General features: G+C 64.2%; 17 protein-coding genes and 1 pseudogene. 5 read left to right on the forward strand and 13 right to left on the reverse strand.

Going from position 1 to position 22,592, the window contains the following annotated elements:
* Positions 1-94 precede the first annotated feature (94 nt).
* Entirely contained in the window at positions 95-1,561 is a 1,467-nt protein-coding gene (locus ACHAC9_RS20970; protein WP_435763049.1) for an APC family permease, read from the reverse strand.
* Positions 1,562-1,727: 166 nt separating this feature from the next.
* Between ACHAC9_RS20970 and ACHAC9_RS20975 the strand changes: the two genes are divergently transcribed.
* Positions 1,728-2,195, forward strand: a complete 468-nt coding sequence (locus tag ACHAC9_RS20975; RefSeq protein ID WP_435763052.1) for an RrF2 family transcriptional regulator — start codon at positions 1,728-1,730, stop codon at positions 2,193-2,195.
* Between the two features lie 58 nt (positions 2,196-2,253).
* The gene (locus tag ACHAC9_RS20980) at positions 2,254-3,447 is read left to right on the forward strand and encodes a globin domain-containing protein (protein WP_435763054.1); all 1,194 of its coding nucleotides are present in this window, start codon (positions 2,254-2,256) and stop codon (positions 3,445-3,447) included.
* A gap of 25 nt (positions 3,448-3,472) precedes the next feature.
* Here the strand turns inward: ACHAC9_RS20980 and ACHAC9_RS20985 are convergent, their stop codons facing one another.
* From ACHAC9_RS20985 to hisC, 12 genes and pseudogenes are all read right to left on the reverse strand, one after another.
* Positions 3,473-4,585 carry an NADH:flavin oxidoreductase/NADH oxidase gene (locus ACHAC9_RS20985; RefSeq protein WP_435763056.1) on the reverse strand — a complete coding sequence of 371 codons (1,113 nt, stop codon included), beginning with the start codon at positions 4,583-4,585 and terminating at the stop codon, positions 3,473-3,475.
* A gap of 109 nt (positions 4,586-4,694) precedes the next feature.
* Positions 4,695-5,690: a succinylglutamate desuccinylase gene (locus ACHAC9_RS20990; RefSeq protein WP_435763059.1), complete on the reverse strand. Its 996-nt coding sequence runs from the start codon at positions 5,688-5,690 to the stop codon at positions 4,695-4,697.
* Positions 5,691-5,694: 4 nt separating this feature from the next.
* Positions 5,695-10,386 carry an NAD-glutamate dehydrogenase domain-containing protein gene (locus ACHAC9_RS20995; RefSeq protein WP_435763061.1) on the reverse strand — a complete coding sequence of 1,564 codons (4,692 nt, stop codon included), beginning with the start codon at positions 10,384-10,386 and terminating at the stop codon, positions 5,695-5,697.
* A 235-nt stretch (positions 10,387-10,621) separates the two neighbouring features.
* Entirely contained in the window at positions 10,622-11,965 is a 1,344-nt protein-coding gene (gene astB / locus ACHAC9_RS21000) for an N-succinylarginine dihydrolase (protein WP_435763063.1), read from the reverse strand.
* Between the two features lie 2 nt (positions 11,966-11,967).
* On the reverse strand, positions 11,968-13,449 hold the full coding sequence (gene astD, locus ACHAC9_RS21005; protein ID WP_435763065.1) for a succinylglutamate-semialdehyde dehydrogenase: 1,482 nt from the start codon (positions 13,447-13,449) through the stop codon (positions 11,968-11,970).
* Positions 13,442-14,473: an arginine N-succinyltransferase gene (gene astA, locus ACHAC9_RS21010; RefSeq protein ID WP_435763068.1), complete on the reverse strand. Its 1,032-nt coding sequence runs from the start codon at positions 14,471-14,473 to the stop codon at positions 13,442-13,444. The genes astD and astA overlap by 8 nt, the downstream gene beginning before the upstream one ends.
* Positions 14,474-14,483: 10 nt before the next feature.
* Positions 14,484-15,509 carry an arginine N-succinyltransferase gene (locus tag ACHAC9_RS21015; protein ID WP_435763070.1) on the reverse strand — a complete coding sequence of 342 codons (1,026 nt, stop codon included), beginning with the start codon at positions 15,507-15,509 and terminating at the stop codon, positions 14,484-14,486.
* 82 nt (positions 15,510-15,591) lie between these two features.
* Complete coding sequence (gene astC, locus ACHAC9_RS21020; RefSeq protein WP_435763073.1) at positions 15,592-16,836, reverse strand: acetylornithine/succinylornithine family transaminase; 1,245 nt, start codon at positions 16,834-16,836, stop codon at positions 15,592-15,594.
* 186 nt (positions 16,837-17,022) lie between these two features.
* Positions 17,023-17,529, reverse strand: a pseudogene (locus tag ACHAC9_RS21025) (IS110 family transposase); the annotation flags it as partial.
* Positions 17,530-17,769: 240 nt separating this feature from the next.
* Positions 17,770-18,708, reverse strand: a complete 939-nt coding sequence (locus ACHAC9_RS21030) for a GlxA family transcriptional regulator (protein WP_435763075.1) — start codon at positions 18,706-18,708, stop codon at positions 17,770-17,772.
* A gap of 21 nt (positions 18,709-18,729) precedes the next feature.
* On the reverse strand, positions 18,730-19,632 hold the full coding sequence (locus ACHAC9_RS21035; RefSeq protein WP_435763077.1) for a DMT family transporter: 903 nt from the start codon (positions 19,630-19,632) through the stop codon (positions 18,730-18,732).
* Between the two features lie 97 nt (positions 19,633-19,729).
* The gene (gene hisC, locus ACHAC9_RS21040) at positions 19,730-20,791 is read right to left on the reverse strand and encodes a histidinol-phosphate transaminase (RefSeq protein WP_435763079.1); all 1,062 of its coding nucleotides are present in this window, start codon (positions 20,789-20,791) and stop codon (positions 19,730-19,732) included.
* A 133-nt stretch (positions 20,792-20,924) separates the two neighbouring features.
* Between hisC and ACHAC9_RS21045 the strand changes: the two genes are divergently transcribed.
* The 3 genes from ACHAC9_RS21045 (at position 20,925) to ACHAC9_RS21055 (ending at position 22,580) form a co-directional block, all read left to right on the forward strand.
* The gene (locus ACHAC9_RS21045; RefSeq protein WP_435763082.1) at positions 20,925-21,395 is read left to right on the forward strand and encodes a MarR family winged helix-turn-helix transcriptional regulator; all 471 of its coding nucleotides are present in this window, start codon (positions 20,925-20,927) and stop codon (positions 21,393-21,395) included.
* Positions 21,392-21,673, forward strand: coding sequence for a hypothetical protein (locus ACHAC9_RS21050; RefSeq protein WP_435763084.1), 282 nt, complete (start codon positions 21,392-21,394; stop codon positions 21,671-21,673). Before ACHAC9_RS21045 ends, ACHAC9_RS21050 begins: the two co-directional genes overlap by 4 nt.
* Positions 21,674-21,746: 73 nt before the next feature.
* Complete coding sequence (locus tag ACHAC9_RS21055; protein ID WP_435763086.1) at positions 21,747-22,580, forward strand: HDOD domain-containing protein; 834 nt, start codon at positions 21,747-21,749, stop codon at positions 22,578-22,580.
* Positions 22,581-22,592: the final 12 nt, after the last annotated feature.

Consider the following 22,592-nt stretch of genomic DNA (forward strand, 5'->3'; position numbering starts at 1 on the left):
GGTTTTTCCGATCGAATAAACGACATTTTCGCATGATTGCGCAGGCGAAAAAACGCCGCGTCGAGCGCGGCGTTCTTTTGTCAATCCAGGCCGATCACACCTTCTTGTTCAGCCTGCTATGCCGCACGCTGTACAGGAAATAGGTCGCCACCGCCGCCGCCATCCAGATGAGGAACACGCGGAAGGTGGCCATCGGCAGATCCTTCATGATGTACAGGCAGGCGATGATCGACAGGCCCGGGATGACATACGGGCCAAACGGCACGCGAAAGCCATGCTCGGCATCGGGCCCCTGCCTGGCGCGGATCACCGGCACCGCGATCGAGACCACGATGAAGGCCGTCAGCGTGCCCATGCTGACCATGTCCCACAGAAAAGTAGAGTCGACCAGGCCGGCGATCAGGCCGACCACCAGGCAGACGATCAGGGTGTTACTGACCGGCGCGCCGGTGCGCGGATTCACTTTCTGAAAGGTCTTCGGGATCAGGCCGTCACGGCTGATCGCATACAGGATGCGCGTCTGGCCGTAGATCGTCACCAGGGTCACCGAGAACACGGACACCACGGCGCCGGCCGATAGCACCAGCGCCGGCCAGGCTTTACCCGTGACGTTCTGCAGGATCACCGACAGGCCGGCCTCCTGCCCTTCGAACAAGTGCGCCGGCTGCGCGCCCATCGCGGCCAGGGCAACGACCAGATAGAACAGCGTGACGATGACGAGCGCCGCCAGGATGCCGATCGGCACATTGCGGCGCGGATCTTTCACCTCTTCGCCGGCGGTGGCGATCGTATCCAGACCGATGAACGAGAAGAACACGGTGCCCGCAGCGGCGGTCACGCCCGCCATGCCCGCAAAACCCTTGCTGTTGTCGGTATTGAAAAAGGGCTGGAAGTTGGCGGCGTCGAAACCGGAGAACGCGATCACAGCAAAGAAGGCGAGGATCGCCAGCTTGATGACGACCATCACCGCATTCGTCGTGGCCGATTCCTTGGTGCCGCGAATGAGCAGGATGCAGCACATGATGATCAACAGCACAGGCGGCAAATTGAAATTACCCGACTCGACGGAGAGCTTGCTGTGGTCCGAGACGAACATGGGCGAACGCAGGTGGGCCGGGATTTCCCAGCCAAAGGCGTTTTGCAAAAAGTTATTCAAGTAATCCGACCAGCCGATCGCCACCGCGCTGCCGGCCAGGCCGTATTCGAGCAAGAGGCAGGCCGCGACGATGAAGGCGGCGAATTCGCCGACGGTGGCGTAGGCGAAGGAGTAGGACGAACCCGAAGCGGGCACGCGCCCGGCCAGCTCGGCGTAGCACAGGGCGGTCAGGCCGGCGGTGATCGCGGCGATCAGGAAGGACAGGATGACGGCCGGGCCGGCCTTCGGCACCGCTTCGACCATCGTGAAGAAGATGCCGGTGCCGACCGTGGCGCCGACGCCGATCATGGTCAGCGGGAACAGGCCCAGTGTGCGGTTCAGGCCGCCGCCGTGGGCCTGGCTGTCTTCGTGTGCGCGCTCAGCCGATTTGGTACGAATCAGTTTCTGGCCCAGTGTCAGATTCACGGTATTCCTTTGTCGCTAGAGAGAAATGGCTGAGCTCGAAACGCCGCCAAAGTTCGCGATTATAGGGCTGTTCAAGCGTTGTTGAGAAAATAGTTTTCGCTAAAGATGCATTTGCAATGCCTGTTTTCTGCACTACAATCGTTGGGTTCTTTCCTAACGACATCTTATGCGCCTGACCCGTTTTTCCGACATCGGTTTGCGCGTGCTGATTTACCTCGAGCGCGCCGGCGAACGGCCGCATCCGGTGACGGCTGCCGAGATCGCCTCCCAGTTCGCCATCCCGCACAACCACATGGTCAAAGTCGTCGGCCACCTGGCGCGTGCCGGTTGGGTGCGTGCGCTGCGCGGACGCAATGGCGGCCTGCGCCTGGCGGCCGACCCGCATACCTTGACGGTCGGGCAGGTGCTGCGCGAACTCGAAGGCGACGAAGAACTCGTCGACTGCGAAGCGATGCGCTGCGCGCTGAATCTCGACTGCCAGCTGCGCGGCCTGCTGAAAGCCGGGATGCGCGCCTTTTACGAAGAGATGGACCGCCACACGCTGGCCAGCATCACCGGCGGCAGTACCGGCGAGCAGATCGTCCGGATGCACCAGATGTTCTGGAGTGGAAGCAGCGCCAGTCCGGCTCCCTGAGCCGGCGGCCCGAATTGCCCGCCCGTCATGGGCGGTTTTTAGAACTGAGGACTACACCATGATCTCTGCCGCTTCCCGTCCCTATATCGATGCCAGCGTTCCTGTGCTGCGCGAACACGGCCTCGCCATCACCACCCTGTTCTACAAGAACATGCTGGCCGAGCATCCAGAACTGACGCGCGTGTTCAACATGGGCAACCAGGCCAGCGGCGCCCAGCAGGGTTCGCTCGCTTCGGCCGTGTTCGCCTATGCCGCCAACATCGGCAATCCGGAAGCACTCGGCCCGGTCGTCAAACGCATCGTCCACAAGCACGTCTCGATCGGCATCCGCGCCGAACACTACCCGATCGTCGGGCAGCACTTGCTAGCGGCCATTTCGCAGACCCTGGGCGCTGCCGCCACCCAGCCGCTGCTGGACGCCTGGGCCGAAGCCTATGGTTCGCTGGCCAATCTCATGATTGGCGCGGAAGCCGAGATGTACAGCACGGCCGGCATCGAACCGGGCGAGACGCGCCCGATGCGCGTGCTTGAGGTCAAACGTGAAAGCGACAACGTCCTGTCGATCCGCTTTGTCGCCGCCGACGACAAGCCGCTGCCGCCGTTTAGCGCCGGCCAGTACGTCAGCGTCGCCGTCGACCTGCCCGGCGACCGTCACCAGCTGCGCCAGTACAGCCTGTCCGACGCGTCGGGCAAGGACAGCCTGCGCATCTCGGTCAAGCGTGAAGATGCGCTGGCGGCCGCGCCGGCCGGCGAAGTGTCGAACTGGATCCATGCGAACGTCAAGGTCGGCAGCGTGCTGCAGGTGACGTACCCGTTCGGCGAGTTCACGCCGGATACCGAGCTTGACGCACCGATCGTGCTGCTGTCGGCCGGCATCGGCATCACGCCAATGATCTCGACCCTGAACCGGATCGCCATCGTGCATCCGGAGCGGCGCGTCATCTTCGCGTACGCCGCACAGGGCGCTGCCCACCACCCGCTGCAGGACGACGTCGCCGCCGCGCAGGCGCGCATGCCGAACCTGCACGTGGCGACTTTTTATGAAGACGTGGGCGCTGTTACGGACGCGCTGGCCGGATGCATGGATATCACGCGCCTGCCGCGATGGGACCTGGCCGAGACCGATGTCTGGCTGTGCGGTCCCTTGAAATTCATGCAGGCGCAGTGGCTGGCGCTATTGAATGCCGGCGTGCCGGCGGCGCGCTTGCATCGCGAAGTGTTCGGGCCTGACATGCTGGATCACCTGCTGTAATCGCTTGGCCGGCGCTGGGCGGCGCTCAGCGCTGGCCCAGACGCGTCTCGCCGAACAGGGTCTTGTACTGGTGCGGCTGCGAACGCCAGTATTGCGGCGGGGCCGCTACCTGCGCGCCCAGTTCGGCCGCCGCATGCCACGGCCAGCGCGGGTTGTAGAGCATCGCGCGTGCCAGCGCCACCATGTCGGCCTGGCCGGACTGCAGGATGTGTTCGGCCTGCTGCGGCTCGGTGATCAGGCCCACGCCAATCGTCGGCATGCTCGTCTCACGCTTGATGCGTTCGGCGAACGCGATCTGGTAGCCGGCACCCACCGGGATTTTCTGTTGCGGCGACACGCCGCCGCTCGAGACGTGAATGAAATGGCAGCCCCGCCCTTCCAGCTCCTTGGCAAAACGGACACTTTGCTCGATGTCCCAGCCGCCCTCGACCCAGTCGGACGCCGAGATGCGCATGCCGACGCACATGCCTGGTGCCGCCGCGCGCACGGCCTCGAATACCTCGAGCGGGAAGCGCATGCGGTTTGCCAGGGAACCGCCGTAATCGTCCTCGCGTTGATTCGATAGCGGCGACAGGAATTCGTGCAGCAGGTAGCCGTGCGCGCCGTGCAGTTCGATCGCGTCCAGGCCCAAGGCCTGCGTGCGCAGCGCGGCGTCCACAAAACCCTGCTTGATGTGTTGCAGCCCATCGGTGTCCAGCGCCAGCGGCACGGTTTCGCCTTCAGCGTGCGGCACCGCCGACGGTGCGACCGTCTGCCAGCCGCGCGGCTCACTTGGCGCGATATTCGCGCCGCCTTCCCAGGGCACGGCGCTCGACGCCTTGCGCCCGGCATGGGCCAGCTGGACGGCGATTTTGATCGGCGAGTGGCGGCGGATCGCGGCGACGACCGGCAGCAAGGCCTCGCGGTGGGCGTCGGACCACAGGCCCAGGTCGCCCGGCGAGATGCGCCCTTCCGGGGTGACGGCGGTGGCTTCGATGATCAGGAGCGCAGCACCGGACAAGGCCAGCTGGCCGAGGTGGATCATGTGCCAGTCGGTGGCCAGGCCTTCGTCGGCAGAATACTGGCACATGGGGGCGATGGCGATGCGGTTAGTTAGCTGGAGGGGGCCCAGCGCGTAGGGGGTGAAGAGCATGCTCATGCGGACTCCGGAGTGGTCGATTGGACCAGTCTAGCGCGCGTGGCGTGATTCTGCAGGGACGGCCGAAATACGCCGCCATTAAAAAAGCCGCGGACTGCGCGGCTTTTTTTCAATTCACACGCACCACCATCAACCCGGCGCGCAAACCCACCCTCACATCCGGATTCGGAAACACCACCATCTCCTCCTCATGAAAGACCGAATACACGGTCTCCCCATCGGTGGCGATCACGTCGCCCCGCTTGAGCGAGGCGAAGTTCGGGGTCTCGCGGCTAAAACCCATCTTGAAGTTCTCCGACAGCTTGACGATCTCCTGCGCCACCTTGAACACATGCGGCTCGGTCTTCGTCGCGACCTGCTCGCCGCGCAGCAGCGCGTCCAATGCAGCAGAGGCATCGACAAACTGGGCCAGGTTGTTCTGGCCCAGCGTGCCGACCCTGCCCAGCTCCACCGTGCTGCCGGCCGCGGCGTGGTACTCGCTTGAATAGTAGCTGTAGGTGCCGGCCGATGCCGGGTTCATGACGATTGCCCCGATCGCCGCCTGCCCCAGCCAGTCGATCAGCGCGTCCTTGCCATGGTCGGCGATCAGGTCCGGCACGATCGCGAACATCGGGTAGTGAGAGGCGCGGATCGCCGTGTGCAAATCGAGGTGCCAGCGCACCGGCCCGGTGCCGGCAAAGAAGGCGTCGGTGGCCGCGATCAGTTCGTCGGCCCGCGCTGCTTCCGCGGTGCCGGCGAGCGTCCCACGATCGGGCTTGAACATGCGGTTCAAATCCGCGTCGATGAAACGCTTGCCCGCGGCGATGGCATCGATGTTCCCGACGCAGAGCATCAGGTCCACGGCGAGGGCCTGCGGTTCACGCGACAAGGCTTCGAGCACGTGCGCGACCATTTCGATCGGCCCGGTCTCGTCGCCATGCACGCCCACCGACAGCAGCACCGCCGGCCGGGTCACGGGCTGGACACCCTTCACCGTCAGGATGCCCCTGGCAGGCATCCCGACGACGAAGCCGGCCTCGCGGAAGCGCTGCGCGACCGTGCCGAAATCGGCCTCGGCCAGCGCGCGCACCGCTTCCACCACCACAGGAGTCGAGGAGAGGCTCATCGCTTCACGCCGCCAGGCGTTCCGGGTTCGACCCTTCCGACAGCGACCAGACGTTCAGCATTGCCTGTTCGAGATCGAGGGCCGGTGCGTAACCGGTCAAGCCCATGTCGCTTGTCACGGCATCGACTGCCGCCAGCGCGTCGCCGCTGCCGGCACGCGTGATCACCTGCAGCAGCATGCGCTGCTGGGTACGGCGCAGTGCCTGCATCGCGTAGTTGCGCAGTTGTTCCTGCGACTTGGTCTGCGGCGCCAGCTTCAGGCCGCGCTCGAGCGTGTCGATACCGGCGCGCGCGCGCAGGGCCATGCCGACCTGCAGGAACTGGGCCAGCGACATACCGGCTGGACGCTGCACCGAGACGGCGGCAAACAGGAAGGTGGCCAGCGACTCGATGGTTTCGACCGACTTCCAGGCCTGCACGAAGGCCGCGTTCAGGCCGCCGTGGCCATCGGCTTCCGACTTGGCCGGCATCAGCTGGCGTACCTGGTCGCCGTTGGCGAAGAGTTGCGACAGTTCCGTCATGCCATCGGTCCCCTGCGGCAGCGACAGCACACCTTCGATCACGGCGCGCAGCAGCGCACGGGTGCGGGCATCGACCGCCACCGACACGTCACGCGGTACGCTCAGTGCATCGGCGTCGAGCGCGTCGAACACCGGCGCCAGGTTCAGCGCCGACCAGGCGCGGCCCCAGGCTTTCACCACTTCGGCTTCGTCGATGCGGTGCTCTGCTGCCAGGTCGCGGATCATCAACGGACCGCAACGGTTGACCGCCTCGTTTGCCAGCATGGTGGCCAGGATCGCATTGGCCAGCGGGTGGTCGAGCGGATCGCGGGTGGCGACCAGCTGCGCCGGGAAGTACGGACGCAACACGGTGTCGGCCCATGGCTCGTCGGTGAGCGGCAGCGCGGCCAGGATACGCTTGAAGCGGTTCTTGACGTTGGCAACCACGACCGCCAGTTCCGGCGCGGTGAGGCCGGCGCCCATGGCTTTGCGGCGCTGCAGTTCGGTGTCCGATGGCAGCTGTTCCAGCTCGCGCGAGAGAGCACCCTCCGCTTCCAGGCTGGTGATCAAGGCGGCATAGCTGTCGACGGTCGAACCGTTGGCTTGCGCCTGCACTTCGCGCGTCAGCAAATGGGTCTGCTGCGTGTTGTCGCGCAGGACCAGCGTTTCGACGTCGCCGGTCATGTCGTTCAGGACGCGGTTACGGTCGGTGTCAAGCAGCTTGCCGGCATTGACTTCGGTGTCGAGCCAGATCTTGATGTTGACTTCGTGGTCCGAGCAATCCACGCCGGCCGAGTTGTCGATCGCATCGGTGAAGATGCGGCCACCGGCGAGGGCGAACTCGATACGGCCGGCCTGGGTCGCGCCCAGGTTGCCGCCTTCGGACACCACCTTGCAGCGCAGCTCATTGCCGCTGACGCGAATGTTGTCGTTGGCGCGGTCTTTTACCTGCGCGTGGGTCTCGGTGGAGGCCTTGATATAGGTACCGATGCCGCCGTTGTAGAACAGGTCGACGGGAGCGAGCAGGATGCGGTGCATCAGTTCTTCCGGCGAGAGCGCGGTCTCTTCGATGTCGAGCGCCGCGCGCACTTGCGGCGACAGTTCGATCGAACGGGCGCTGCGCGGGAAGACACCGCCGCCAGCCGAGATCAGGCTCTTGTCGTAGTCTTCCCACGACGAACGTGGCAGCGCGAACATGCGCTGGCGCTCGGCGAACGAGAGCGCGACGTCCGGGGTCGGATCGAGGAAGATGTGGCGGTGGTCGAACGCGGCCAGCACCTTCAGTTGACGCGACAGCAGCACGCCATTGCCGAACACGTCGCCCGACATGTCGCCCACGCCGACCATGGTGATCGGGGTCGTGCTCATGTCATGGCCGATTTCGTAGAAGTGGCGCTTGACTGCTTCGAACGCGCCCTTCGCGGTAATGCCCATCTTCTTGTGGTCGTAGCCGTTCGAGCCGCCCGAGGCAAAGGCGTCGCCCAGCCAGAAGCCGCGCTGCACGGCGATGCCGTTGGCGATGTCGGAGAAGGTCGCGGTGCCCTTGTCGGCGGCCACCACCAGGTACGGATCGTCCTGGTCGTAGCGCACCGTGTTATCCGGCGCCACGATGGCGCCGCGCACGCGGTTGTCGGTCACTTCCAAGAGGCTGGCGATGAACAGGCGGTACACGGCTTCGCCTTCGGCCGCCACGGTTTCACGCACGGCGTCTTTCGGCATCTGCTTGCAGACGAAACCGCCTTTCGAGCCGGCCGGCACGATGACGGCGTTTTTCACCATCTGCGCCTTCACCAGGCCCAGCACTTCGGTGCGGTAGTCTTCCATGCGGTCCGACCAGCGCAGGCCGCCACGGGCGACCGGGCCGCCGCGCAGGTGCACGCCTTCGAAGCGGCGCGAGAACACGTAGATTTCGCGGTACGGACGCGGTTCCGGCGCCAGCGACAGGTTGCTGGTGTCGAACTTGAAGATGATCTTCTCACCCGTGTTCTGGAAATAATTGGTGCGCACCGTGGCCAGCGCCAGCTCGATCAGGGCGGCCATGATTTCTTCGGTGTCGGCATGGTTCACGCTCGACAGGCCGGCCTTGAGCGAAGCCAGTTTTGCGGTCCCCTGGGCGCGCTCGGACTCGGCGGACGCCGGGTTGAAGCGCTGCAGGAAGGCAGTGACGAATTCCTTCACCAGGGCCGGCTGCGCGCGCAGCGTCTCGGCCATGTAGCGCACCGAGAACTTCGAGCCGAGCTGACGCCAATAGCTGATGTAACCGCGCACCAGCTGCACTTCGCGCATCGACAGGCCGCCTTCGATCGACAGGCCGTTCATGCGGCCGTCTTCGGCTTCGTCGTTGAACAGGGCCGCGAACAATTCTTCGGCAACGTTCACGATGCCGGGCTTGGCCAGCTTGGCTGCGGATTCAAGATCCACGGCCAGCGCGGTCACGTAGTGGCGGGCGCCATCGGCGGTGGTGATGCGGTAAGTCTGCTCGCGGTCGATCGCGACCCCGGCGTTATGCAGGGCTGGCAGGATGCGCGACAGCGGCGGCACGGTGTCGTCCGAGTACAGGCGCACCGAGGCGGTGCCGGCGTCGCCGGCTTCGATGCGCGCCGAGACGCGGTTCGACTGGCCGTTTTGCAGGATGGCTTGCAGGTCGCGGAAGGCAACCGTCGGCTCGGTGGCGGCGATGTAGTTGACCGGCAGCGTCGAGACGAGTTTACGCAGGCTGCTGCGCAGGGTCGTGTCCTGCATGTCGCTGGTGAGCATGGCAAAGCGGTCGTGCCAGTCGTCCAGCACGGACAGGAGCGGCTGCTTGACGTCCGTTTCCAGGTCGAGCGGAGTACGCGCGCCGTGGGCGATCAGGTAGACGCGGGCCAGCGGGCCGTCGGCAACCAGGGTGTACGAGCGCACGTCACGCGCGCCCGAGCTTTCCTTCAATGCCTGGGCCAGCGACGCGGCCACGGCTGCGCTGTAGCGCTCGCGCGGCAGGTAGACCAGCGCGTTCATGTGGCGGCCGTACACGTCGCGGCGGGCAAAGACTTTCGCGCGCGGCTGCTTGTACAGCGAGACGACCGAGCTGCAGACCTGCGCCAGCCATTCCGGATCGGCTTCCACCGCTTCGGTACGCGGCAGGGATTCGAGGATCTCGAGGAATTTCTCGGCGCGGAAGCCTTCCTGGCGCACACCGGCCAGGCTCAGGACTTTCGCCACGCGGCCGCGCGCGAACGGCAGGCGTGCCAGCGGCGTCGAGGTGGCGGCGCGGGTAAACAGGCCGACGAAGCAGTGCTCGCCCAGGATGTTGCCGTGTGCATCGGTATTGCGCACGCCGATGAAGTCGAGCGGCTGGTCGCGGTGCAGCGTGCCCTCGACGTCGGCCTTCACGATCGACAGGGTTTCGGGGCGTGCCGACAAGGTATTCAGTTCGCCCGGGATGTTCGCGAGGCAGGTGCCGTAGACCGGGTGCGAGGTGTCCTTCAGCACGCCGATGCGGCTTGGGATGTCGCGTGCCAGCTCGGTCTGGCCGGGCTGCACGACATAGTATGCGTAGCCGAAGGGCTCGTAACCTTCGTTCTTGGCCCACTCGAGGAAGGCGGCCACTTCCTGGCCGGCGGCGGTGCCGTTCGCGGCGGCCGCGGCGGCAACTTCGGTCATGCGGTCGCCCATGGCGACGGCGTCCCGGTGCACGACGGCGGCGTCGCTGGCGACCATGCGGATACGCGCGGTCAGCTTGTCGAGTTCTTCGAAGGTCAGCTCGTCGTTCATCAGTACCAGCACGATCGATTCCAGCGGCGCGCCTTCACCGACGGCGACCACCACGCCGTTCGCATCGCGCTGGACCGGCAGCACGGCGTTCATCACGCCGGCAGCAAGGACGCGCTCCTTGCGCAAGGCCATGACGAACGAGTCGACCAGGTAAGGCATGTCGTCGTTCAGGATCAGCAGCGCCGTGTCCTGGTTGCCCTTTGCGTCGGTGTAGCGCATCTGCGCGATCTGGCAGCCCTGGCCGGTGCGCTTGGCGGCCTGCATGAAGCCGTCCCACAGGACGGGCGCCAGGGCCTGCGGCGCGGTACCGGCCAGATCTTCTTCGTCGAGCGATCCGAGCCAGGCGCTGATCAGGGCGCGGACCTGCTCGGTCGCACCTGGCGCTGGCTGGGTGGTCACCAGGTTCAGGGTCTGGGTACGCAAATCTTGCGGCATGTCTTTCATTGTGCTTCTCCAAAAGCTAGTGTTGTCGCCCGTTCGCGCTGCGGCTCGTGGCTTTGCGCGCACCGGCGTTTGGTGGCCGGGGTTGTCCCGTCCAGGTCCTTGGCTTCCTTGTCCCGGAAGCGTGTAACTCGTTCTGTTCAATAGGTAGCGCGTTGTGCGCTGCCCTCTTGTTTGCGGCGCATTCGCGTGCCGCGTTGCTTCTTGTTTACCGCCCTACCGGCCGATCAACGGCGCACTAACTAAAATCGTACAACCCCGGCAACCCAAGGATGCGCTCCAACGCTTCCAACGCCGTCGTACATTCGATCGCCAGCTGTGGATCCGCCAGATCCTTCGGCTCCACATGATCCCGGTAATGCTTCCCGACCCACTCCACCAGCTGCGCATACAGCGCCTCGGTCATGATCACGCCCCCATGCATCGCCGACGCCTGGTCGTCCGTCAGCGCCACGCGCAAACGCAGGCAGGCAGGCCCGCCGCCGTTACGCATGCTCTGGCGCAGGTCGAATTCGAGCAGTTCGTCGATCGGGCCGCCGCTGGCAACCAACCCGGCCAGGTAGTTCGCCACCGCCACATTCTCGCGGCATTCGTGCGGCACCAAGAGCGCCATCTTCCCGTCAGGCTTCGACAGCAACTGGCTGTTGAACAGGTAGCTGGCCACCGCATCGGTCACCGGTACCATGCCGCCGTCGACGCGCACCGGTAGAAATTCGGCGCCGACGCCGGCCACCGAACGGCGCAGCGCGTCGATCGTCGCCGCCTCGTCGGCAAACGCTGCCTCGTGATAGAACAAGACGTTGGCGTTACCGACCGCGATGACGTCGTTATGAAACACGCCCTGGTCGATCACGTCCGGGTTCTGCGCCGCAAACACGGTGCGCGATGGATCGAGGCCGTGCAAACGCGCAACCGCTTGCGACGCCTCCAGCGTCTGGCGTGCCGGGTATTTTTTCGGGAACGGCGCCGACGGGTCGAACTCGACGCGTCCATACACAAAAAACTCGACACCAGCCGCGCCGTGATTCGCAGCGAAGCGCGTGTGGTTCGCCGCGCCTTCGTCACCGAACGCCGGCGTGGCGGGGAGCGGGTCGTGCACCACGAAGTGCTCGTGATTCGCAAAAATGGCACGCAGCGTGCGCGTCGCCTGCACATGCTCTTCCGAGCGGTGCAACTTATTGTTCAGGTTTGCTGCCGTGAAGTGCACGCGGCCGTCGCGCGTGTCGGCCGAGGGGCTGACGGTGGCCGCATTCGCGGTCCACATCGGCGCGGCCGACCAGGCGCAGGACAGGATCACGGGCGCATCGCGCCAGGCTTGCGCCAGCACGTCGGCGTCGGTACCCGAAAAGCCGAGGCTGCGCAGCAAGCGGAAATTCGGACGCGCCTGCGGCGGCATCACCGCTTGCGCGAAGCCGCGTGCGGCGAGGTCGCGCATCTTGGCAAGGCCCTGCAGCGCGGCCAGGCGCGGATTGGAGGCGCTGCGGACATTGCTGAACGAAGCGACGTTGCCGAACGAGAGACCGGCGTAGTTGTGCGACGGGCCAACCAGGCCGTCGAAGTTGAATTCGCGAGCGTTACGCATAATTAGAAAGTCAATCCTGGCGACAGCTTGGCCGGCATTTCGAGTTCGGCCGTCTCGATCGAGGCGACCGGGTAAGCGCAGTAGTCCGCTGCATAATACGCGCTCGGGCGATGATTGCCCGACTTGCCGACGCCGCCGAACGGCGCCGAACTGGCCGCGCCCGTGGTCGGGCGGTTCCAGTTGACGATGCCGGCACGTGCGCGCACCGCAAAGCGCTTCCAGAGTTCTTCCGATGGCGACAACAGCGCCGCCGCCAGGCCGAATGCGGTGGCATTCGCCGCGCGCAGGGCATCGTCGAACTCTTTTACGCGGATCACCTGCAGCAACGGCCCGAACCACTCTTCGTCCGGAATACCCTGCGCGTCGGTGACGTCGACGATGCCGGCCGTGACGAAGCCGGCGTTCGCGTCCAACTGGCGCATTTGCAGCAGCACCTTGCCGCCTTTGGCTTCCATCTCGGCCTGCGCCTGCACCAGGCGCGCGGCGACTTGAGCGGAGACCACAGGCCCCATGAAGGGCTGCGGCTCTGCCTTCGAGGCGCCGACCTGCAGTTTGGCCGCGACGTCGACCAGGCGGTCAATGAAAGCCTGGCCCTGCGCGTTGTCCTGCACCACCAACCGTCGCGCGCAGGTGCAGCGCTGGCCGGCCGAAATAAAGGCCGACATCACGGTGTGGTGCACAGCGGCGTCGATGTCTTTGGGGTTGTCACTGAGATCCCACACCACCAGTGGATTATTCCCACCCATTTCCAGCGCCAGCATCTTGCCCGGCTGGCCGCCGAACTGTTTATGCAGCGCAGCGCCGGTCTGGCTGCTGCCGGTGAACAGCACGCCGTCGATCATCTGATTCTGGCCGAGAGCGATGCCGGTGTCGCGCCCGCCATTCACCAGGTTCAGCACGCCCTTCGGCAAGCCGGCCTGCTCCCACAGCTGCACGGTTTTCACGGCCGTACGCGGTGCGTATTCGCTCGGCTTGAAAACGACCGTGTTCCCGGCGATCAGGGCCGGCACGATGTGGCCGTTCGGCAGGTGGCCGGGGAAGTTATACGGTCCGAAGACGGCGAACACGCCATGCGGACGGTGGCGCAGCACGGCGTTGCCGTCTGCGACCCTGGCTGCCGTTTCGCCCGTGCGCGCGCCATACGACTGGACCGAGATGTCGACCTTATTCGCCATGGTTGCCGCTTCCGTGCGCGCTTCCCACAGCGGTTTGCCGACTTCTTCGGCGATGATGGACGCCAGCTCTTCCGCGTTTTCCTTCAGCAGGTCGCGAAAGCGCGTGGCGATGGCGACGCGCTCTTCCAGCGGGGCGAGAGCCCAGGCTTCGAAGGCATCATGCGCAGCCTGCGCGGCGCGCGCGACATCGTCAGCGGTCGACTCCTTGCTGCTCCAGGTCTGGCGCCCGCTGGACGGGTCGATCGTGACCAGTTCCGCGCCGCTGCCGGCAATCCATTCACCGTTGATGTAGTTCGACAGGTTAGCCATTGTTCTTCCTTACGTTGAGTGACAGCGTGCGCACGGAATCGCCCGCCCCGATACGCAGCAGATCCAGTTCCTGCGCCGAGAGTGGCACTTCCGCGGCATCGAGCGAAGCATGCGCCAGCACCATCCGGAAATCGTCCAGCTTCGTGTTCGACACCAGCAGGCATTCGGTCTCACCGATCGGCCGGCCTTCGACGGCCACGCGCAACAGGCTGTCGCGCACCGAACGCAGTTCTTTTACACGCCCTTGCAATACCGGACCGGCATCGAAAATATCGACATAACCTTCGTAGTGCATGCCTTCCTGCTCCAGCAGCTTACGCGCCGGCAGGGTCGAGCGATGCACCTGGCCGATGACTTCACGCGCCGACTCCGGCAGGTAGTCGACATACAAAGGCTGGCGCGGCATCAGTTCGGCGATGAAGGATTTTTTACCGACCGCCGTCAGGCCGTCGACGTGGTTGAAATCCATCTTGAAGAAGTGGCGGCCCAGGCCCTCGTAGAACGGGCTGGTGCCGTCTTCCAGCAGGTAGCCGCGCATCTCGGCGATGATCTTCTCGGTGAACAGCTGCTGGAACTGGGCGATGAAGAGGAAGCGGCTCTTCGAGAGCCACTTGCCGTTGTAGCCCTTGCGGTAGTCCGGCAGCAGGAACAGCGAGCACAGTTCGGTCGCGCCCGTGAGGTCGTTCGACAGGTACAGCGTCTCCATCCGCGTAAATATGTTCAGCTCGCGGCTGGAGTGCACCAGGGTGCCGATGCGGTAGTTATAGAACGGTTCGTTCAACCCGACCGCGGCCTTGATGGCGCACACCCCGGCCATGCGGCCGGTCTCGGTGTCTTCCATCACGAACATGTAGTCGCGCTCTTCGGGCGGGATGGTCCCCGCGAACGAAGCCACGGCGCATTCGACGCGGTCGCCCAGCATCTTGCGGTCCGGCTTCAGGGTGGTCATGCCGCCGCCGACGTCGCGCGCCATGTCGATGAGCGGGTCGAGGTCGGATGCAGCAATGGAGCGAATGACGAGCATGGTGCCTCTCTCAGATTCTGACGCAGATGACGCTGTCGCCCGGCACCACGCCGAGCGCCTGTTGTGCTGCCAGCGGCAGACACAGGGCGTCGGAGGTGTCGCAAGGGGGACAGGCCACGGTGATGGCGCGGAAGCGCTCGGCATTCGTCGCCACCGCATAGGTGACGAGCTTGTCGAACGCACCTTCGGCTGACGTTTCGACGCGGCGGTGCTGCGAGCCGCAGAACGAGCGCAGCGACAGTTTATGCGCCGCTAAAATCGGACCGCCGTCGAAGATATCGACATATTCGTCCGCTTCGAAGCCTTCGGCCGTGAGCAGGTCGAAAGCCAGCTGGCCGCTCGGGTGGATCTGCCCCATCGCCGCCTGGGCGTCGCCCGGCAGCAGCGGCACGTAGACCGGATAGTGCGGCATCAGCTCGACGATGATGGTGCGGTTGCGCGAACCGCCGATCACGCGCTCGGCGTCGAGAAAGTCCATTTTAAAAAATTTGCGGCCGAGCGCATTCCAGAACGGCGACTGGCCGTCGGAGTCCGTCACGCCGGCCAGCGGCACGAAGAAGCGGTCGCCGAAGCGGTGCGGCGCGAGCACCGCGAACAGCAGGCGCGCACGCGACAGCAAGGCTGCCTCGATGCCGGCGGCGGCGCGGTCGCGCAGGTGAAAACCGGCCAGCTGCGAGCAGGCCGTCAGTTCCGAACACAGCGTCAGTGCATGCACGCTGTGCGAAATGTTCAGGTCGCGCGAGACTTGCTGGATGACGTCGTTACGGAACGCGAAATAGGTGCCGTTCGAGCCGGCCGACGCGTGCACGGCGGCGGTGCCGACGACCTCACCGGTACGCGAGTCCTCGAGCACGAACAGGTAGGACTCCTCGCTCGGGATATCGACTTGCGCGGCGAACGAAGCAATCGAACGCTCGACGAACGCGGCGATCGTATCGCGCGTACGCGGCAGCGTGTGCACGCCGGGCGTCATGACGGCGGCCAGGTTCTCCAGCGCGTCGACATCCGCAAGTTCTACCGGACGGACAACATACATGTGTGCTCCCTTGAAGGGTCAGTACGAAAGAATCCCGGCCGCGCACGAGGCGACCGGCCGGGACGATGCTGCGCTTGCGTGGTTAAGCGGCGGCGAGGAACTCGTCGACCGCGGCGCGCAGGATGCGGTCTGCGTCCGCAATCTGCGCGTCCGACACGATCAGCGCCGGCGCCATGCGGATGACATCGGGACCGGCGATCAAGAGCATCAGGCCCATCTTCTCGGCGATCTTGGTGATGTCCTTGGCTTTGCCTTTAAAACCGTCGGCCAGCGGGAGACCGATCAAGAGGCCCAGGCCGCGCGCCTTGCCGAACAGCTGCGGGTAGTCGGCGGTCAGCTTTTCCAGGTTGCCGAAGATGGCGGCACTGGCTTCCTTTACCCGCGCCAGGAAGGCCGGCTGGTTGATCATGCCGACCACGTTCAGCGCGACGGTCGCGGCCAGCGGGTTGCCGCCGTAGGTGGTGCCGTGCGAGCCGACGTTGAAGTGCTGGGCGATTTCCTCGGTCGTCAGCATGGCGCCAATCGGATAGCCGTTACCGAGCGCCTTGGCGCTGGTGAGGATGTCCGGAATGACCGGGGTATCCATGTAGGCGTAGAAGGAACCGGTACGGCCCACGCCCGACTGCACTTCGTCAAAAATCAGCAGCGCGCCGGTCTTGTCGCAGAACTCGCGCAGCGCCTTCAGGTACGCGCTATCACCCGGAATGACACCGCCCTCGCCCTGGATCGGCTCGACGATCACGGCCGCGACGTCATCCAAAATGGCCGCGCGCGCCGCTTCGATGTCGTTATATGGAATGTGGCTGATTTCCTGCGGCAGCGGCTCGAAGCCTTCGGTGTACTTCGGCTGGCCACCGACCGAGACGGTGAACAGCGTACGGCCGTGGAAGGACGACAGGCACGAAATGATGCGCGATTTATGTGAACCGAACTTGGTGTGCGCGTATTTGCGGGCCAGTTTCAGGGCCGCTTCGTTCGCTTCCGCGCCCGAGTTGCAGAAGAAGGCGCGGTCGGCAAAAGTCGCTTCGACCATCGCCGTGGCCAGGCGCAGCACCGGCTCGTTGGTGTAGCCGTTACCGAGGTGCCAGAGGGTGTTGATCTGTTTCGTCAGCGCGTCGACCAGCACCGGGTTGGCGTGGCCCAGGCTCGAGACGGCGATGCCGGAGGTGAAGTCGAGGTAATGCTTGTCTTCCTGGTCCCACACGTCCAGGCCCGACGCGCGCACCGGCACCATCGCAGCCGGGGCGTAGGTCGGGACGAGGACTTCGTCGAAGGTCTGCCGAGTGACAGGCCGCGTTGTGACACCCGAATCGAGCTTTGCGTTCATGACTTTTTCCTCATCCAATATTAGTGACTGGCGCGCCGGGACGCGGGCGCCGAACCTGATCATTATAGGGAGGGGGTGGGGCAAGTTCTTGCAGAAGTGCGACGGGGATTTTCATTTTTGGCCGGGGCAAGTAGCTCGTTGGAGTACGCGCTACCTCATCGGCACAGCATGACCAGACAGATTGCTCTCCTCAAGCCAGCGCGGGATCGCTGACCTCAGGTGCAGCAGTTCTTGTGGCGCCACTAATCCATATTCCGATGCTAGACCACGCAGCTGGTTTGCTTTAGATTTGCGCTGATCCATCAGGCCAGACCGCACCCGGTGTACGGCTTGGATATCCTGCTGCTCGACGGTTTTGATGGCCACGAAGCGCATGCTTGGCCGGCTCATCGCTTCGCATATTGCCTCGGCATCGTTAGCGTCGTTTTTGTTGCTCTTGACGTAGGGCTTAACGAACTGCGGGGCTATCAGCTTGACCGTGAATCCTTTCGCCTGCAGCAGTCGGGCCCAGTGGTGAGCGCCGCTGCACGCTTCCATACCGATTTCGCAACCTGGCTTGATCCTGTCGAGCAGTGCCTTGATCCAGTCACCGCGGACCAGCTTGCGCCGCCAGACCGTTTTTTCCGAGCGGTCTACACCGTGCAGTTGAAAGACATTTTTTGCCAAGTCAACCCCAACGCGGATAAGCTTCATGGTGGACTCCTTCTTTCCAAACCGGTTGTGTGGAAACTCCAGTTTGGCACTAACGTGCCCTCAGGGGGAGGAGGAGTCCATCCCATTGCTTTGGTCGGTCGACAGCAGACGTTTAGGCCAGGCCCGCGCTTCGCCTTTAAGCAGAGGCCGAGGCGCTGCTAAACTCGCGTGCTTCACACCGGAAAAATTTTAGGTAAGAAATGAAGAGTCGTTCAATTAGCAGTCTGGTCTATTCCAAGACTACTCCGCCAGCCTGCGCTGCCTCTCCTCCCTCGGCGTATTCCCAAACAAGGCCCCGAACGCCGTCGAAAAATGCGACCCCGACGAAAACCCGCACATCAACCCCACCTGCACGATCGAGTTATTCGTATCGATCAGCAACTGCCGCGCCCGATTCAGGCGCAGCTCGAGGTAATAGCGCGACGGCAGGCTGCCAAGATACTGCTTGAACAAGCGCTCCAGCTGACGCCGCGATACCCCAGCCAGCTGGGCAATCTCATCCGTCGACAGCGGTTCCTCGATATTCGCTTCCATCAGCGTCACCGCCTCGGTCAGCTTCGGCTGCAGCGTGCCGAAACGCGCCTGCAAGGCAACCCGCTGACGCTCGTCCCTGCCCCGCACCCGGTCGACGCACAGCAACTCTTTTACGGGCGCCTGCACGTTCGACCCAAAAATAATGTCGATCAAAGTCAGCGCGAAATCGACGGACGCAGCCCCGCCGCAGCAGGTCAAGCGGTTGCCGTCGATTTCAAACAGGTGAGGCGTGAACACGGCCTGGTCGGCGCGGCTGTCGGCGTCGGCGTACAAGGACCATGGCAGCGCGGTTTTCACGCCGTTCAGAGCGCCCGCTTCCGCCAGCCACAGCACCCCGGCGCCGACGCCGCCCCAGAAGGGCGCTGCGCGGCAGCGTTCGACCAGGGCACGGAAGTTGGCGGGTTTTAATCCCGCCTGCGCTTCGTCGGCGGCGAGCAGGACCAGGTGCCAGTGGCGCTGGGCGTCGCTCGTAAACTTGTCGGGGCTGCGCACGTCTACGTGCAGGCGCTCGGGGCCGAGAATTTTGGCGGCCTGGCGCAGCGGTTGCACCAGGCCGGACCAGGATAGGGTGTCCGGTTCGCCCGCATTCACGAGCAAGATGCGCAGCGGCCGTTCCTGCGCCAGGACGGACAGTTCAGGAGGCATCGGGACAAATCGGAAACGTCATCACTCGGGGGCAAGGGCGGCGGCGGGCCGCCGTTCGGAATTCCATTGACTGACTATCATACCGGAGATCAACAGCAGGCCGCCCAGCCAGCCGCGTCCCGTCATGGCCTCGCCCAGCCAGAAGTATGCGAAGAAGGCGGCCGCGGCCGGCTCGAAAGCGTAGACGACGGCCGCCTCGTTGGCCGTGGTGCGCGACTGGCCCCAGGTTTGCAGCGAGATGATGGCGGCCGTGGCGATGACGCCGAGGTAGGCGAAGTTCCAGCCATGTTGCTGGACGCTGGTAAGGACTTCACCCAGCCAGGCGGCGCGGACGGCAGCGTCCGCCGGCATCTCGCGCGCCAGCAGCCAGACCAGCGCGCACACGGCGACGGTGCCGATCTGGGCGGCCGTGATGCTGAGCAGTTTCGTGGCGCGCCGGGTGCGCACTTCCATCACCTTGATGTACACGCCGAAGCACAGCGCGCTCATCAGCGCCAGCGAATCGCCCAGACCCCAGGCGCCGCCATCCCAGCATAGGAAGGCAAGGCCCGCGATCGACATGATCAAGGCCAGCACGATGCGGCGCTCAGGCAGTTTCCCGCCCAGCACGCCCAGCAGCGGCACGACCAGTACGTTCAAGCCGCAAATGAATGCGTTGCGGTTGGAGGTGGTCAGTGCCAGGCCCTCGACCTGGAAGATGAAACAGAAAAACAGCAGGCTACCCAGGATCACACCCGAGCGCAGGTCGTGGGCCTTGGCGCGCCACAGGAAGGGCGCCAGCAACACCGCCCCCAGTGCGAAGCGCACCAGGATGATCCACACCGCCGAAAAGTGCCCGGTCAGGTCTTTCATGGCCGGGAAAGTCGTGCCCCAGACCAGGGTGACGAGCAGCAAGGCAAAGATGCCGTGGAGGTGGCGGGTCATGGGGTGCGAATCGGCAAAAACGCCTATGGTACGCGGCTCGGCAGTAAAAGGCGAACCGCCGGCCGGTCAAGGACGCATTTCAAATTCCCTTACAGCCCTACCCTTCGACTATGTCCGCCAATGCCGCCGCGAGTTGCGCGCACTCGTCGTCCGTGCCAATGCTGATGCGGAGATAATCGTCGATTTCCGGCGACCTGAAATGGCGCACCAGTATCGCCCGCTCCCGTAAAGCCTGGGTCAAATTGGCTGCACGGTGCATTGGATGACGTACGAACAAGAAATTCGTGGCGGAAGGGAGCACCTCGAAACCGAGCATACCCAGCTGTTGTGCAAGGTGCTCGCGCGTGGAAATGACCTGCGCCCGCCTTGCCTGGAAATATTCCTCGTCTTCCAGTGCCGCCACGGCACCGGCGATGTCGAGGCGTCCCAAGGGGTACGAATTAAAGCTGTCCTTGACCCGTTCCAGGCCTTCGATCAGGTGCCGCTGGCCGATCGCGAAGCCGACGCGCAGTCCGGCCAGCGCGCGCGATTTGGAGAATGTCTGGACCACCAGCAGGTTCGGCCAGGTGCGGATCAGTGGAATGGCCGATTCCGCGCCAAAATCGACATACGCCTCATCGACCAGCACGACACGATCCGGCTGCGCACGCAGGATCCGTTCTACCTGCCCGAGCGAAAGCGCGATGCCGGTTGGCGCATTCGGATTGGCAATCACGACACCGCCGCACGGGGCGGCGTACTGGTCCGGATCGATCCGCATTCCTTCTTCCAGCGGTAACAGCAGGGCATCAATCCCGTAGAGGCGGCAGTAGACCTGGTAGAAGCTGTAGCTTACCTGCGGCATCAGGACAGGATCGTCCTGCATGAAGAAAGCGTGAAATGCGTGCGCCAGGACTTCGTCGGAGCCGTTGCCGACAAATACCTCACCCGGCTCGACGCCGTAATACGATGCGAGCGCGCGTTTCAGCTCGGTCGATTGCGGATCCGGATACAGGCGCAGCCCGTCGCCGGTTTGCGCATTGATGGCGGCAATGACCCTGGGCGACGGTGGATAAGGGTTTTCGTTTGTATTGAGCTTGATGAGGCGCTCGATGCGCGGCTGTTCGCCGGGAGTATAAGGTGTCAGATTTTCAACGTGACGACTCCAGTATTTGTTCATATGCAAGCAGCTGATCAATTATGCGGGATCGGCAACTATAGCAGAGCCATCTGCCTGGCAAACCGAAGCTGGCTTGATGCCGAAAAGGTTCTGCAGGCGTACGGAGTCCCCGGGGCAGCTATAATCTCGCGTCATGGGGGAACGATATCTAAAAAGCGTCCGCTTGCTGGCTGAATGCCTGCAAGGCTTCGAGCGGTATTCGGGCGAATCGGTGCGGCAGTACGGTTTGACGCACGCGCAATTCGACATCGTCGCCACACTCGGCAACACGGATGGAATGAGCTACAAGGAACTCGGCGAGCGCACCCTCATCACGAAGGGCACGCTGACGGGCGTCATCGAACGCCTCGAGCAAAAGGGCATCGTGCGGCGCGAGCGCAGCAGCGACGACAAGCGCTCCTTCCACGTGCGCCTGACCGATGAGGGCGACGCCGTGTTCCGCGACGTGTTCCCGAAGGTGGTCGCCCACGGCAAGCAATTGTTTGCGGGGTATAGTGACACCGAGTTCGACGAGATGGATGGCGCATTGAAAAAACTGCGCGAGCGCATCAGCCAGGCCGGGCGTCCGTCCCCCTTATCACACCAACAAAAGGAAGAATCTTGAAAACCACCCTGCTCGAAGGCATGACGCCTGCCCATTTCGACAAACACATCATCGGCAATATCCTGCTCGAAGTCGCGCCAGTCGATGAAGTGCGCCAGCACAAGATGGTGATCGGCGTGCGCAACGAGGCCGGCGAAATCTACCGCCTGATCGGCGCGGCCAAGATCAACAGTTTCATGAACGCCGTCGAAGAACTGGCCGACCTCGGCCTGGCTGATGAACTGGAAGACACGGAAGAGCCGAAGGATGGCTGCGATGCCATTTTTAGCGAGCCCTGATCGTTCGTTGTAAAAGTGCCCTAGAGCAAATTTTGCCTGGGGTGCGTCTGACCGTTACGGGTATAATTTTTCGATGGACAGACTCGACGCCTTCAAGAGTATCGCGGCCCAGGCCATCCGCGGTGAACTCAGCTTTCCGACAAATGTCGACGCCACGCTCAGGCTGCAACAAGCCCTGAGCGATCCCGACTGTCACGCCGACGACGCGGCCCGCCTGGTGCAAACCGAGCCGTTGCTGGCGGCGCGTACCGTCGCCATAGCCAATTCCGTGACCTATAACCGCTCAGGCAGCGACGTCACGAACGTGCGCGCGGCGGTCCAGCGCGTGGGTTTCCGCACGCTGGGCGCGCTGGCGGCATCCGTCATGGTGCGCCAACTCAGCAGCGAAATTACCGATCCTGATCTGCGCAAGCGTGCCGACGCGCTGTGGCGCCACTCGGCCCACGTGGCCGCGCTGGCGCAGGTGCTTGCGCGCCGGGTGTCGTTTGTCGATCCGGAGACGGCGATGTTCGCCGGTATCGTGCATGAGGTCGGCGGCTTTTATATGCTGTCGCGTGCGCATGAGTATCCGGGGCTGCTCGATGGCGATGCGGACGATTGGCTGGAACACGGCGAAGTGACGGTCGGGCGCAGCGTGCTGCAGCGGCTCGGTGTGCCGGCGCCGGTGATGGCGGCGATCGAGGCCATGTGGAATGGCATGCGCGCCTTGCCGCCGGAAACGCTAGGCGACACCTTGTTGCTGGCGAACGATTTGTCGCCGGTGGCGTCGCCCCTGGTCGAGCGTCCCGGTGCGACCACGATCGCGGCGGCGGCGTCGATCGATTTCGCGGTGGGCGATGGGACGCTGGCACGGGTGATGGAAGAGTCGGCGCATGAGGTGCAGAGTTTGACCTCGGCCTTGTTGTAAGCCGTCAGCATC

The sequence above is a fragment of the Massilia sp. CMS3.1 genome (assembly GCF_051262535.1).
GTDB lineage: Bacteria > Pseudomonadota > Gammaproteobacteria > Burkholderiales > Burkholderiaceae_D > Telluria.